This is a genomic window from Chromobacterium sp. HL1 (assembly GCF_057418835.1).
In genome coordinates, this window is record NZ_CP162399.1 from 1,724,858 (window position 1) to 1,738,494 (window position 13,637).

At 63.6% G+C, this 13,637-nt stretch carries 10 protein-coding genes; 2 read left to right on the forward strand and 8 right to left on the reverse strand.

The features are described 5' to 3' along the window. The 8 genes from AB1Z25_RS08025 to tssB all read right to left on the reverse strand — a co-directional run bounded on the left by AB1Z25_RS08025 (position 1) and on the right by tssB (position 11,129). Positions 1-264 (reverse strand): PAAR domain-containing protein, encoded by a 264-nt coding sequence (locus AB1Z25_RS08025; RefSeq protein WP_107797748.1) that lies wholly within the window; start codon positions 262-264, stop codon positions 1-3. 87 nt (positions 265-351) lie between these two features. Continuing rightward, on the reverse strand, positions 352-669 hold the full coding sequence (locus AB1Z25_RS08030) for a hypothetical protein (RefSeq protein WP_235089102.1): 318 nt from the start codon (positions 667-669) through the stop codon (positions 352-354). A gap of 11 nt (positions 670-680) precedes the next feature. Beyond that, positions 681-2,783 (reverse strand): DUF6396 domain-containing protein, encoded by a 2,103-nt coding sequence (locus tag AB1Z25_RS08035; RefSeq protein ID WP_486636979.1) that lies wholly within the window; start codon positions 2,781-2,783, stop codon positions 681-683. A gap of 12 nt (positions 2,784-2,795) precedes the next feature. After that, positions 2,796-4,073 (reverse strand): SEL1-like repeat protein, encoded by a 1,278-nt coding sequence (locus AB1Z25_RS08040; protein WP_486636980.1) that lies wholly within the window; start codon positions 4,071-4,073, stop codon positions 2,796-2,798. Positions 4,074-4,146: 73 nt separating this feature from the next. Beyond that, on the reverse strand, positions 4,147-6,309 hold the full coding sequence (locus AB1Z25_RS08045) for a phospholipase D-like domain-containing protein (RefSeq protein WP_486636981.1): 2,163 nt from the start codon (positions 6,307-6,309) through the stop codon (positions 4,147-4,149). After that, positions 6,306-9,017, reverse strand: a complete 2,712-nt coding sequence (locus tag AB1Z25_RS08050) for a type VI secretion system Vgr family protein (RefSeq protein WP_486636982.1) — start codon at positions 9,015-9,017, stop codon at positions 6,306-6,308. Before AB1Z25_RS08050 ends, AB1Z25_RS08045 begins: the two co-directional genes overlap by 4 nt. 57 nt (positions 9,018-9,074) lie before the next feature. After that, positions 9,075-10,607 carry a type VI secretion system contractile sheath large subunit gene (gene tssC / locus AB1Z25_RS08055; protein ID WP_107799468.1) on the reverse strand — a complete coding sequence of 511 codons (1,533 nt, stop codon included), beginning with the start codon at positions 10,605-10,607 and terminating at the stop codon, positions 9,075-9,077. Between the two features lie 15 nt (positions 10,608-10,622). Beyond that, on the reverse strand, positions 10,623-11,129 hold the full coding sequence (tssB, locus tag AB1Z25_RS08060) for a type VI secretion system contractile sheath small subunit (protein WP_107799467.1): 507 nt from the start codon (positions 11,127-11,129) through the stop codon (positions 10,623-10,625). A gap of 504 nt (positions 11,130-11,633) precedes the next feature. Here tssB and tssK point away from each other — a divergent pair. Both tssK and AB1Z25_RS08070 read left to right on the forward strand, forming a co-directional pair. Then, entirely contained in the window at positions 11,634-12,977 is a 1,344-nt protein-coding gene (gene tssK, locus AB1Z25_RS08065; protein WP_107799466.1) for a type VI secretion system baseplate subunit TssK, read from the forward strand. After that, positions 12,974-13,636, forward strand: coding sequence for a DotU/TssL family secretion system protein (locus tag AB1Z25_RS08070; RefSeq protein WP_486636983.1), 663 nt, complete (start codon positions 12,974-12,976; stop codon positions 13,634-13,636). The genes tssK and AB1Z25_RS08070 overlap by 4 nt, the downstream gene beginning before the upstream one ends. Position 13,637: the final 1 nt, after the last annotated feature.

The window sequence follows — 13,637 nt, forward strand, 5'->3', positions numbered from 1 at the left end:
TCAAACCTCGCCGGCGTTGGGCAAGGTGGAGATCAGCGTGCAGCCGCAGCCGGCCTGGAAGCCTTCCAACGCGAAGGCCGAGCCATGGGCGGACATGCGGGTGGGGCCGGGCAAAATGGAGCTGACGCCATGACCCGGTTGGGGGCAACTGACTTGATCGCCCACCCGGGCGGCCGCCTTGCCGTAGACAACCGGGCCGGAAGCGCTGATCACGCTGCCGCCATGGCTGGTGGGGTCGCCTAAACGAATGATTTTGCCGGGCATGAATAACTCCTTAATTTATTTAATAAATGACAAATCCGCCATGTCATGAGCTTGTGACAGCGAGGCGCGCTAATCAGGGTCCGGCGGCTATAAAGCGCTCAAAAAAATGCATAGCGGCGGCACAATCAATAAGAGGCTTGCAGACAGGACAATGACTCCCCTGGGCTTGCCTTGCTTGATTTGATGGCGGATAACAAGCACCAGCACGGCAAGCCAGATCAGCAGAAGCGCTAAGGCAATCAAGATGAATATCTCCACCAGCCTCCCCAGATTTCCTGGCGATGCGAAACCAGACGCGGCGAGTGCCAGCCCGCTTAATCCAAACAAGTATTGGGTGTGGCGCATAAAGTATTTCTCCATCAAGCCAGCGTCCGCTGCCGCGGCGCATGCGTTTTTTGCCGTCATGGCCGCAAAATCTAAAACCGTGGTGGTTCCGTGGGCTCCGTGCCGGGGGCCGCCTCGGACAGGCCGGTGGCGGGGTCGAGCTGCTTGGCCTTGGCCAGCTGGCTAATCAGTTCTTCGCTGGGTTGGTCCGGTCCCGGACCACTAAAAGCCTTCTGCCACTGGAGGCTGCCATCCCAGGGCGGCAAGGGCGCAGGCGGCAGCGGCACGATTTGGTCTATGTTGGTTATTTCCGGCTGTCGCTGGGCATTGGCGCGGAGGAGTTCTTCGATCTTCTGGTAGCGGCGGCTGCGTTCCGGGTCCCGAGCCAGCCCCATGGAAAACAAACTGTCGTAGGGAGGTGGGTTGAAACTGTTCCTCAGGAAGTAAGCGGCGGCCGGATCGCCAGCCTTGACCCCCAGCTGGAAGATTTGCAAGGCTGCTTGGTAGTCTCTGGCCTGCCTCAAGTGACGTCCGGCGATCCTGACCGCCTGCGCCAGCCCCTGCTCTGCCGCACAGCGGTACATTTGATGCGTGAGTTCAGGGGCCTCACCTGCTGCCGTCAACACATTGGCGACATGAAACAGCGCCTCAGGCGAGCCCAGATCGGCTGCCTTGCGGAAAGCGCGCAGCGTCTGCTCTCGGTCGCTTTGGAGCATTTCCTTGCTGCGGATGCGGTTGCCGCCGCGGGCGTAGTTGTAAGAGGCGAAGTTGTAGTATCCGGGAGCCAGGTTTTGATCCACCAATTGCTGGTTGAGCGCCATGGCCTCGCGCAGGCCGCTGCGGGCGGGGGTGATGGCGAGGTAGCCGCTGAGCAAATGGCTTTGCAAATTGATATTGGCCTGGACATGGCCGTGGGCGGCGGCGATGCGGTATAGCCGCAGTGCTTGCCGCGCAACCGCCGGATCGAGCGTTTGCGCGGCGCCTTGCAGCAGGTGCCGGGCGTACAGGAACAAGTGTTCGGCTTCCGGCATGGGCTCGGGCAGCCGCTGATGGATGCAGCGGAATGCGGACGTCGTCAACAGCGGGGCGTTGGCTTTGGAAGGTTTGCGTGGGCGTTTAGCCGCGACGGGCGGCGGCTCGCGATAGGAGGTGACGGCCAGGCCACGGGCCTCGGCAAGTTGCTGGATCAGCGCTTCGCTGGGCTGAGCCGGTCCCGGCCCGCGCCAGGCTTTCAGCCAGCGGAAGCCGCCGTCCCAGGGCGGCAAGGGGGCCGGCGGCAGCGGCACGATCTGGTCGACGTCTTCGACGGTGGGTTGCAGGTAGGAGTGCGAGGACAGGAATTGCCGGATTTGCTGGTAACGGCGACTGCGTTCGGGGTCCAGTTTCAGAGCCATATAATATGCACCATCATCGGGGGGAGAAGTCTTGAAGCCTTCTCCAAGAGCAAGGGCAGAAGTAGAGTCTCCCGCTTTAACCCCAAGCTGATGAGCCTGTAATGCCAGTGGGTATTGCTTAAGATTGCGCTGCCGAATGCCTAGTGTTGAAGCCGCTTTGGCATGGCCTTGTTCGGCGGCACATTGCCACATCTTCACTGCGATATCAGGAGCTTTGTCGTAGGGGCTGAGTAGCTCGGCGACATAGAACTGTGCCTCGGGATTGCCCAGATCGGCAGCCTTGCGGAAATAGCGCAGCGCCAGCTCGCGGTCGCGCTTGATGCCATAACCCAAGCTGGTGTAGTAGGCGAGGTTGTAATAGCCGGGGGCCGGCGCTTGCTCCAGCAATTGTTGGTTCAGCGCCAGCACCTCGCGAGAGCCGCCAAGAAGATCGCCATCGGTCAGCCCATTTTGCAAATTGATATTGGCTTTGACGTGACCATGGGCGGCGGCAATGCGGTAGAGCAGCCGCACCTGATGATTGACCGCTGGGTCGCGCTTGACCAGATTGTGTTTTTGCAGATAACGGGCGTAGAGGAAGAGCTGATCCGCTTCCGGCGTCGGCGCCGGCAATTGCTGGTGGACGCAGCGGAAGGCCAAGGCCTCCTGTTGCTTGGGGCTGAGGGTGCTCATGCGGGGCTCCTGGGCCAGGGCCGGGGCGGCGATGCTCACGGCTAAAGCCGTCAGCCACAAGGTCACGGCCGCCTGCTGGATCAGCGGGCGGTTTGCCGGGTTCTGGCGCGTGCTGGCGTGGCTGAACATCGGGTGCTCCTTTCAAGCCTCGGGCGGCAGTTGGTAGCGCACCAGCTCCCATTCCACCTCGGTGGGCCGGTAGACCTTCCATTCCTTGCTCAGCCATTGCTGCCACCACGGTAGCGGGAAGGCGACATCGAGCAAGGGCAGCGGCTGGCCGGCGGTGCAGTAACTGGTGGGATGGGTGCTGCCCCAGGGTACGCAGCCCTTGGGCGGCCGCGGCCGCCAATGGGCGTTGACATTGGGCACGTCGCCGCTGCGGCGCAGCGCGCCGATGGGCAGCGCGCCGGCGAAGGGCGGGGTCAGCTCGGCCCGTTCGCGGGCGGCTTTGGCCTCGGCTTCGGCGGCGGCCTTGCGTTTGGGATCGAACAGGCCGGTGGCGGGGTCGAGCTGCTTGGCTTCGGCCAGCTGCTGGATCAGTTCTTCGCTGGGCTGAGCCGGCCCGGGACCGCGAAAGGCCTTCAGCCAGCGGAAGCCGCCGTCCCAGGGCGGCAAGGGGGCCGGAGGCAGCGGCACGATCTGGTCGACGTCTTCTACCGTGGGTTGCAGGTAGGAGTAGTCGTAGAGGAACTCCCCTATCTGTTGGTAACGGCGTTTGCGCTCGGGGTCTTGGGTTAGTCCAAGGTAATACATTCGACTATTCGGTGGGGGGGCATTGAAGCCTTTTTCCAAGAAACCGGCAGCAGTTGAACTGCCCGCCTTAACTCCAAGTTGATAGGCTTGCAGGGCTTCTTCGTAGCGCTTCTTGCCTGATAAGTTAACACCTAAATCGGCACCCGCTTCGGCATGGCCTTGCTCGGCTGCACAAAGGCGCATTTGCCGGGCAATATCAGGCGCTTTGCTACGCGGTGCTAGCAGCTCCGCCACATAGTATTGCGCCTCCGGGTTGCCCAGATCGGCGGCCTTGCGGAAATAGCGCAGCGCCAGCTCGCGGTCGCGCTTGATATTGCCGTAGCCGCGGCTGGTGTAATAGGCGAGGTTGTAATAGCCGGGGGCGGGGCTCAGGTCCATCAGTTTGTCGTTCAGCGCCAGCACTTCGCGGAAACCGCCGGCGAAGTCGCCGTCGGTCAGGCCATTCTGCAAATTGATATTGGCTTTGACATGGCCATGGGCGGCGGCGATGCGGTAGAGCCGCTGCACTTGCCGCGTGACGTCGGGCTGGCGTTTGAGCAGATTGTGCTTTTGTAGATGGCGGGCGTAGAGGAAGAGTTGATCCGCTTCCGGCGTCGGCGCCGGCAGTTGCTGGTGGACGCAGCGGAAGGCCAAGGCCTCTTGCTGTTTGGGGCTGAGGGTGCTCATGAGGGTGTCCTTGGCAGGGGCCGGGGCCGCTATGGCGGCGAGGATGGCGATCAAGAATAGGGCGCGCATCGGCTTAATCCAGATTGGACAGCTTGTCGCTGTCGCGGCGGAATTCGACCAGGGAGGCGATCGGGGATTTTTCTTCGGCCTTTTGGTCTTTATTTCGTTTGAGAAGCTCAGCCCAGTTTTTGAAGGCGCTTGGCATTTGTTCATCAAACGGCAGGCTAGTGTCTTCCAGTCCCATCACCTCTCCAGTTTCCGGGTCGCGGGTGTGCAAGGACCACAGCTCGCGGCGCAATTTGCCGCTGATGTCGCCGCGTTCGTGGCAGATGTTCAGTTCGCTGTCGACGCGCATGCTGCGGGTGTTGATATTGGCCGAGCCCTGGGTCATGAACACGTCGTTGATGATCATCAGCTTGCTGTGGATGTAGACAAAGGGCCAGTCATAGCCCTGGCCGGCGGCGGCGGGGCGGTCGGCCTCGCGCTGGTTGCGGCGCATCATGGCTTCCCAGCCGGCGGCGTCCAGCGCGTCGGGCGCCACCAGCGTGCAGACGTGGATGCGCAGGCCGGGGATGTCGCGCGGGCGGATCGGGTTGCGCGATTCCGGATCGGCGGGGTCGGCCTGTTCGCGCCGCGCCCGGTTCAGGCGTTCGCGCAGCTCGTCGTAGCTTTGTCCCGGCGGCAGGGTCTGGCCGGCGCGCTCGGCGGCGGCGGCGCGCTCGCAGGCGCGCTCCAGCTGCTGGATTTCCTGGCTGTCGCTCACTTCGTCGATCTTGGCCTGGCGGGCTTCTTCCAGTTGCGCGGCCAGGTCGGCGGCGCTCTGGCCGGGCGGCAGGGTCTGTCCGGCGCGTTCGGCCTGGCGGGCGGCTTCCAGCCGTTGTTCCAGCTGCTCCAACTGCTTGGTGCGGGCGGCGGCGGGGAGGGTGTCGGCGCGGCCGAGCGCGTCCAGCATGCGGTAGGTGTTGACGCCGCCGCGGCCCATGCCGTCGTCGCTGGCGTTGGTGACCACGAACAGGTGTAGCTGGCCGTGCTGGGTGCAGTCGCGGCCGCACTCGGTCTGGGTCCGCACATTTTTGAGGATGCGCTCGGCCAGCACCGGCCAGCGGAAGTACTGGTTCTCGATATAGATGTATTGGGTGGCGTTGCCGACGGTGTGCAGATACAGCGTTTCGATGTCCTGGACGTTTTCCTGGGGCTGGGTGCGCAGGATCTGGGCCATCACGCTGTTGGCGGTGGGCAGCTTTTGTTGGCGGAAGACGCGCTCCAGGCACTCGCCGACGGTTTGGGCGTCGCGCTCGCCGAGCAAATCCTCGCCGGTTTCCTTCTGCCAGGCCTGGGCGAAGTTGAGATGCAGGTATTCGAGGATGGGGCCGCTGAGCTGGCAGGAAAGGTCCTGCATCGGATAGGCCCCGTTGCGGCCGCGGTTATGGGGCTGGCGCTGCCGGCTGTGGGCGTCGTTGTCCCAGTAGCCGTCCAGCATATTGTGGCCCATGACGAAGCCGATGGCGGCGGTGTCGTCCTCATAGTCGACCAGCACCATTTTTTGGTGGTGGGACGGGACGCCGGCCATGACGAGGCGGCTGCTGAGGCCGAGGTCGCGGTCCAGGGTGTTGCTATCGTCGTCCAGCGCCTTGAGGTCGGCGCGGCTGACGTTCTTGAAGATCTTGATGCGGTCCTTGAGGCTGAAGCCGCGGCCGACGAAGCGCAGCGGCAGCGCGGGCTGCTTGCGGTCGTAGGCGCGGAACCAGGCGCGGTCGACCTGGAGCTGGGCGTCGTACTCTTGCTGTGCCTGTCTTTGCTCATCGGGATCGAGTTCGGTGCTTTGGCGGCGGTCCATGATGGCGATGGGGTTCTTGCCGGGCATATTGGCTTCGCCGGCGGCGCCGGTGACGCTGATGCCGAAGGGTTCGAGGGTCCATCCCAGCACGCGGACCTGAACGCCGGCGCGGGCTTTTTGTTCGAGCAGGGCGCCGATGGCGGGCGCGCTGCCGACGCGGACGAAGCGCATGGAGGGCTGGAAGCCCCAGCAAACGATGTCGACGGAGCGTTGCGCGTTGGCGATGGCCTGGTGTACGGCGGCGAAGGCGCGCTCGCCGTTGACGAGCGGGGTGTAGTTGGCGAAGTCGGGCGGGTATTCGGTGCCGCAGATGAACCAGCTGGCGTGGGCCTGCACGGTGCGGCCGTCCTTGAATCGCATCGGGATGGTGTCCACCGGGGGGGTATAGGTGGTGCTCATGTCGGGTCCCCCTTGCCTGGGGCGGCGGAGCCACCGCTCAGGGTTTGGTAATGGTCGCGGAAGTTTTGTGTGGCGCGGCTGGCGCGCGGCGACAGCGGCGCGATCAGCTGGGCGAAGTGGCGTTGCAGGCCGCCGCGCGCGGTCTGGCCGCTTGCCGGATTGCGGTATTCGGACACCACCGGCAGTTTCAGGCTTTTGCCATTGGCCAGTTGCAGCACATAGTCGCTGGTGGTGGGCGCGTGTTCCAGCGCCAGCGAGCCGCTGGCGTCCAGCACGCCTTGCCCCACCGGCATGCCTGCGGCGAACAAGGTGTAAGGCATGCCGCTCCACTGCGAGAGCGAGCCCTGAGGCCCCTGGCTCAATTTGATCCGCAGCGCTTCCTTGAGCAGGGTTTTGGGGTAGGCCGGGTGCTCCGCTTGCAGCTGGTCCGGCCCGGTGACGGTCCAGTTCCGCGCCTTGACGGTGTGGTTGCCGGGGCTGCCGATTTCCACCGTGCCGTCCTGCTTCAGGCGCAGGTAGGCGCCGCCGCAGAGCAGGGTCAGCTCCTCTTTGGCGGCGATCGCGATCTTGCCGCTGCTGCTGCTGATGTTCAGGCTTTCCAGCGCGTGCAGCTGCATCGGGCCGTTTTGCGCCTGCATCGTCACCGCGCCCTGGTTGGCGATCAGCTTGAGACCGAGTTTTTGCGCGAACAGGCTGATGCTTTCGCCGGCGGCCACGGTGAAGCGCTTCAGCGCCGACACATCGGCCTGGGCGCCGGCGCTGAAGGCCAGGTTTTGCCCGGCTGCCAGTTGCAGCTGGGCCGGGGTGGCCAGCGCGATGCCGGCCGGCGCGTGCGCCAGCAGCGCCGGCTGCTTCAGTTCGGCCAGCGTCTGTTGCAGCAGCTGTTTCTGCGCGTTCAGGTCGGCCAGTTCCGCCTGGGCCTGCTGAGCCGCCTGGCGCAGGCTGTCCACCAACTGGGCCGCTTCTTCCAGCTGATCCAGCGCCGCCTGCATGTCCAGTTGCTTGCCGCGCGCCTTGGGTTGGGCGTCGGTGCTGAGGAACAGCCCCTTGGCGGCGCGCAGCGCGCCCCAGCCGTCGGTTCTGAGTTCAAAGCCTTCGCCGCGCGGCGCACGCTGGCCGTCCACGGCGTGGCCCAGATTGAGCTGGCTCTTGTCGAACTCGGTGGCCAGCTTGATGTGCTCCTGGCCCTTGCGGTCTTCCAGCCGCAGCTTGTTGTTGGCCCAGGTGCGGATCAGGTTGCGGCTGTCCCAGTGCGCGCCGGGGTTGCTGTCGGTGAGTTCGGAGTTGTGCAGGCAGCCGCTGATATAGGGCCGGTCCACATCGCCCAGCACAAAGCTGACCAGCACCTCGGTGCCTGGGTGCAGCGGGAAGTGCAGACCGTATTCCGGGCCGGCGTAAGGCCGGGCCAGCCGCAGCGGGCGGCTGTCGCCGCCGGGCGACCATTCGTCCAGATCGAAAGGCAGGCGCACGCAGTAGCGGCCTTGCAGGTCGATGGCGCCGTAATGGGTTTTTTCCGGGGCGACGACGCGGGACGGCAGCGCGCCGGAGAGGCGCGGCACCGGGGTCAGTCGTTCCTGGCGATAGGGCCGGTCGGCGGGCGTGGCGGTGAAGGCGTTGCGGTAGGCGTCGCGGCGGCCGCCCTGATGGCGGACGGAAACCAGCAGCCAGCCGTCCGGGGCCGGAGCCAGCGCCGGGCCGTCGTGCTTGAAGATTTGGCCGGGGGCGAAGGCTTGCAGACAGTTGCCGTCTCCGGCGGCGATCCACTGGCGGCAATGCTCGCGCTGCAGGGCGATCAGCACCGCGCGCTGTCCCTGCGCCGGGTCTTTGTAGTGTTCGCCCCACTGGTAATCGACGCCGCGGGCGCCGGGGGTCTTGGCCGGCGGGCCGCCTTCGGCCAACAGCGGCTGGTTGGCGTCGCGGTAGTTGTAGTCCTTGCGCTGGAGGCGGGCGCGGATGGGCTGGGCGGCCAGTTCAAAACGGCTCAGGGTTTCTTCGTTGTCGGCCATGCCGGCCTGGGGGCGGAGCTTGAGCTTGACGCCGCCCTGGGGCGGCTGGGTGGGATCGCGGCCGGTGCGGACGTAGGCGTCGATGTCGTCGCCGAAGACGATGGTTTCCCAGGCGGCGTTGTCGGGTTCGGTGAGCAGGTAGTAATAGAGGCCGGCTTTCTCGGCCAGCCGATGGATGAAGTCCAGATCGGACTCCTGATACTGGGTGACGAACTCCAGCTTGGGATAGGGATTGGGGTCTTGGCCGAACAAGGGGCGCAGCCGCCAGGCGACTTCATGGCCGCGATAGCCGTGGCGTCGCAGCACGGTTTCGATGATGTCCGGCACGGTTTGCTGCTGGAAGATGCGGGAGAAGCGGCCTTCGGCCAGGCGGGCGAGCTGGGATTCGACGCGGACCTGATACAGCGCCTCGTCACGGCTGGCGCTGAGGCGCTGGGCATGGCTGACCACGCCGCGCCAACGGCGCAGCAGCTGGGGCGGGGTGTCGGGAAAGAGGGCGGCGTCCGGGTGGGGTCCGTGGATGGAGAACAGCGCGTAGCGGTCCAGCAGGGAGACGAGGTCGATGTCTTGCTGGGCGGAGGTGAAGCGGATGTCGGCGGAGAAGGGCCGGCCCAGGGTTTCGTCCAGGGTGAAGGATTCGACCGACAGCAGCTCGGCCGGCAGTTCGGCGATCTTCAGGTGATAAAACTGTTGCGGCGGCATGGCGGAGTCTCCAGGTGGACTTGCCCCTCGGGCCGTGGAGGCGGCCCGAGGGAGCGCTTAGTTCTTGGCCTTGGGCATTTGCGAGACCAGGGACAGGTTGATGTCCAGGCCTTCCACCTGGAAGTGCGGCACGATGAACAGCTTGACCTTGAAGAAGCCCGGATTGTCTTCGATGTCTTCGACGACGACCTGGGCGTCGCGCAGCGGGTGCGAGGCTTGCAGTTCGTCGCTGGGGTCGGTCATCTCCGTGACCAGGAGCTTGATCCAGGTGTTGAGCTCCAGTTCCAGCAGACGGCGGTCCTTGGTGGCGCCGATGTTTTCGCGCTGGATCAGCTTCAGGTAGTGCGCCAGCCGCGACAGCAGGAAGATGTAGGGCAGCCGCGCGTTGATGCGGCTGTTGGCGCTGGCTTGCTTGGTGTCGTACAGCGCCGGTTTTTGCGTGGAGTTGGCGGAGAAGAAGCAGGCGTAATCGCGGTTCTTGTAGAAGGACAGCGGGATGAAGCCCAGGTTGGCGAATTCGAATTCGCGGGTTTCCGGTATCAGCACTTCGGTGGGGATCTTCACCTGATTGCCTATGCCCAGGTCGTACAGATGAATGGGCAAGTCTTCCACCAGGCCGCCGGCCTGCGGGCCGCGCACTTGCACGCACCAGCCGTTGCCGATGAAGCTGCGCACCATATTGGCGGCAAAGGCGAAGCCGGCGTTGGTCCATAGGTAGCGCTGATGGTCCGGGCCTTTGACGTTTTCGGCGTAGTTGAAGCTGCGCACCGGCACGGTGTCGGGGCCGTAAGGCAGGCGGGCCAGGAAGCGCGGCAAGGCGAGACCGATGTAGCGGGCGTCGTCGCTATCGCGGAAGCTGCGCCATTTGATGTATTCCGAGCGGTCGAAGTAGTTGGCCACGTCCTGGATGGCGGCGACTTCGTCCATGCTCTCCTTGCCGAAGAAGGCCGGTCCCACGGCGCCGATGAAGGGCATGTGGGCGGCGGCGGACACTTTGGCGATGTCGCGCAGCAGGGCGATGTCCTGCGGGCCGCGGTCGAATTCATAGTTGGAGATGATGGCGCCTATCGGTTCGCCGCCGGGGGTGTCGTATTCCTGGATGTAGGTGTGTTGGTACAGGCCGCTCTGAATCACTTCCGGCGCGTCGTCAAAGTCGTTGCGCAGGTCTTCCTTGCTGACGTCCAGCACTTCGATCTTGACGTTTTTGCGGAAGTCGGTGCGGTCCACCAGGAAACGCAGTCCGCGCCAGGCGGATTCGATTTGCTGGAAGGACGGGTTGTGCATCACCGCGTCCAGCTGACGGCTGATTTGCGCGTCGATGCGGGCGATGTGAAAGTCCAGCAGGCTTTTGTCCAGGCGGTCCACTTTTTGCGAGGATTCCTGAATCATTTTCAGGAATACGTTCACCGCCACGGCGATGCGCTCGTCCAGCGGCGCGTCCGACATCGCTTCCGCGGTTTGGTAAGCCTCGATGGGCTGGGCGCTGGCCACCGGGGACAGGTTGATCTTGGCGCATAGCGATTCATACACGCTGGCCGGGGACTCCAGCACGATGGTGTCCTCGGGCTGCTGTTGTTTTTGGGTCGACATGAGCGGGCTCCTGATTTAGTGGGCGGCTTGGCTGAGCGGGATGATGCGTTCCAGTTCGCTGCGCAGGTTGGCGGAGAGGGAGTCGTCGCGCAGGATTTTTTCCAGCTCGCGGCGGAAGGAGGCGTTGTCCAGCAGATTGGCTTTGAGGTCGCGCAGCAGATTGCGCATCGCCAGCAGCGCGCGCAGTTCCGGAATCCGCGCCGCCACCTGTTCCGGGTGAAAGTCCTTCATGGCCTTGAAGTCCAGTTCCACCGCCATTTCGGAACCGTCGCCGGCCAGCGTGTTTTCCACCACCAGCTTGGCCTTGGGGTTGAGTTCGGCCAGCACAGCGTCGAAATTGTTTTTGTCGATGGACACCTTTTCCCGTTCCGCCAGAGGCCGCTGTTCCTGGCCATGGCTGTAGTCCCCCGCCACCAGCAGTTTCAGCGGGAGTTCGACTTTCTTCTGCGCTCCGCCGGTATGCAGGTCCAGCTTGATGTTGACCCGCGCGGCGGGCACTTCGTTTTGAAAGCTTTCAGCCATGGTGTTTCCTCCTGCGATCAAGGTTTGAAGCATGTCCATTTCCCATGCGGGCAAATGGGCGGTTGGCCATGTTTCGCGTCGTCGCCGTATTTTTTGGCGATGCGCGATCTGGCGGATATTCTGTGTTTTCCCCTTTTTTATTTAGGTCAACAAGCTTGCGTTATTTGATTTTGTATTTATCTATGTTTCGTTTTATTTTTCAATATTAACCAGATTATGGGGTTTGAGGCAATATGGTCGTTGGGTTGACAGGGTGGCTTGTTTGGTGGCTAGAATACGCCATGTTTATGGCTTCATGTCTTGTTGATTTCAATGTCATAAATAGTTTATTTGTTTTTTTGGATTGATTTTATGGTTTAATTTTTGAAAATGTTTTTTTGTTTTTATTGATTATTTATTTTTGATTTTTTATTGTGATTGGCTTGCTGTGAATTTTCAAAAACTCCGTGCGCTGTTTTCAATGTTACGGCGTGCTGTTTCAGAGCCTAATCAGAGGTTGTCCGCATGAAAGTTTTTCGTCCGATGTGGGTGGAGGGCGCTTTATTGTCCCCTCAGCATTTTCAGCAGCAGTCCTTGTGGTTTTCCCATTTGGCGGCCTTGTTCGGACGTTTGGCTCAGCCCTATTTTTGGGGCTGTTGGGAGGTAGAGTGGGATGAGGCCGCGCTGAGCCTGGGCAAGCTGAAGCTGGAAAGACTGCGTTTGGTCCTGCCGGACGGCGCCGTGGTCGACTGCGCCGAGGCGGACCGCTTGCCGCCGGCGCGGGATTTTGCCGCGCCGGCCGAGGCGCTGAGCGTGCAGGTTTTTCTGGGCTTGCCTTTGTGGGAGGCCGGGGGAGGCAATTGCGAGCGCGAAGGCGAGACGCCGGCGCGGCCCAGGCGGCAACGTTGCGAATACCTGGAAGTGGAGGACTTGTACGACGGCCCGCCGGCGGAGCTGGCGGTGGAGCGCGGCAATTTGCGCTTGCTGTTGGAGTTTGAGGAGCGGGCGGACTATGTCTGTTGCCCCTTGCTGCGTTTGAGCCGCAACGGTCAGGGAAGATGGACGCGGGATGCGACGTTCTGGCCGCCGGCGCTGCGTTTGGACACCGCGCCGGGTTTGTTGGACATGCTTGGGCGGATAGAGGAGATGCTGCTGGCGCGCAGCCGCCAGTTGTCGGAGCGCCGCCGCGAGCGCGGACACGGCTTGGTGGATTTTTCAGTGTCGGACGCGGGCCTGTTCTGGTTTTTGCACTGCGTGAACAGCGCCTGGCCGGTGCTGGCGCATTTGCGGCAGACGCCGGCCAGCCACCCGGAAACGCTGCACCGAGCGTTGGCGCAGTTGTGCGGCATGCTGTCCACGTTTTCGCTACAGCAAGATCTGGCGGATATTCCCGCTTACCGGCATGAAGACGCCAGGCCGGGTTTCCTGCGGCTGGAAGACTGGATCAGGGGCTGCCTGGATACGGTGATCCCCTCCCAGGTGGTGTCGGTGCCTCTGCAGAAAGGGGAGTCGTCGATGTGGCATGGCCAGTTGGCTGATCCCAGGCTGGGCGAGCAGGGCGGCTTTTATCTGTCGGTGAGGGCGGATATGCCGCCGGCGCAGTTGCTGGAGCGTTTTCCGGCGGTGTGCAAGATCGGCGCGCCGGAGGATGTGGAGACCGTGGTCAGCACCGCTTCCGGCGGCGTGCCTTTGAGCGTGCCGCCGCGTTTGCCCGCCGCCTTGCCGGTGCGGATGGAAAACCTGTACTTCGTTCTGGACGCCGGCCATCCGGCCTTCCAGCGCATGCTGGCCGCGCAGGCGTGCTCTTGCTATGTGCCCGCGTCTTTGCCGGGCGTGGTGGTTGAACTCTTCGTGGTGTTGAAATCATGAGCAAGCAATTTCCGCCGGAGGCTTTGGCCCGCAGTTTCCGGGACACCGCGCTGACGGTGTCGATGTTGGCCGACAAGGACGCGCCGGAGCATGTGGAGGATTGGCGCGAGCACGCGGCCGGACTGGTGAGCGCGACGCGCGAGGCGCTGCGTCAGGCCGGCGCAGGCGAGGCTTTGATCGAGCGGGCCAGTTACGCGCAATGCGCCTTGCTGGACGAGGCGGCGCTGCGCCGACTTGAGGGCGCGAAGCGGGCGGCTTGGGCGCGGGAGCCTTTGCAAGTGCGCTTTTTCAACAGTTATCAGGCCGGCGAGGTGCTGCTGGGACAGATGCGGGCGCATTTGGCGCAGCCGGCGGCGGAGCCGGCGCTGGGCTGGTGCTATGCGATGGTGCTGGCCTTGGGGTTTCGCGGCGGGGAGGACGACGCGGCCAGTCAGGTTCTGTTGGGGCAGTTGAGCGCGAGCCTGCCTGCGCCCTTGCCGCTGCCTTCCGGCGAATTCGACGGCGGGGTTGCCATGTTGCGCGGCGGCGCGTCCCGGCGTTTCCGGCGCTTGGCTTTGCCGCTGGCCGCGGCTGGGGCGGGCTTGCTTGCGGTGTGGCTTGCGCATGCCGCGCTGAGCGGCTGGTTGAATGCCGCCGATGCCGCCTTGGCGTTGACGTAAA

Bases quoted from the DNA above. Each gene is read 5' to 3' on its own strand.
- AB1Z25_RS08025 (WP_107797748.1), bottom strand. From the start codon at position 264: ATGCCCGGCAAAATCATTCGTTTAGGCGACCCCACCAGCCATGGCGGC.
- AB1Z25_RS08030 (WP_235089102.1), bottom strand. From the start codon at position 669: ATGACGGCAAAAAACGCATGCGCCGCGGCAGCGGACGCTGGCTTGATG.
- AB1Z25_RS08035 (WP_486636979.1), bottom strand. From the start codon at position 2,783: ATGTTCAGCCACGCCAGCACGCGCCAGAACCCGGCAAACCGCCCGCTG.
- AB1Z25_RS08040 (WP_486636980.1), bottom strand. From the start codon at position 4,073: ATGAGCACCCTCAGCCCCAAACAGCAAGAGGCCTTGGCCTTCCGCTGC.
- AB1Z25_RS08045 (WP_486636981.1), bottom strand. From the start codon at position 6,309: ATGAGCACCACCTATACCCCCCCGGTGGACACCATCCCGATGCGATTC.
- AB1Z25_RS08050 (WP_486636982.1), bottom strand. From the start codon at position 9,017: ATGCCGCCGCAACAGTTTTATCACCTGAAGATCGCCGAACTGCCGGCC.
- tssC (WP_107799468.1), bottom strand. From the start codon at position 10,607: ATGTCGACCCAAAAACAACAGCAGCCCGAGGACACCATCGTGCTGGAG.
- tssB (WP_107799467.1), bottom strand. From the start codon at position 11,129: ATGGCTGAAAGCTTTCAAAACGAAGTGCCCGCCGCGCGGGTCAACATC.
- tssK (WP_107799466.1), top strand. From the start codon at position 11,634: ATGAAAGTTTTTCGTCCGATGTGGGTGGAGGGCGCTTTATTGTCCCCT.
- AB1Z25_RS08070 (WP_486636983.1), top strand. From the start codon at position 12,974: ATGAGCAAGCAATTTCCGCCGGAGGCTTTGGCCCGCAGTTTCCGGGAC.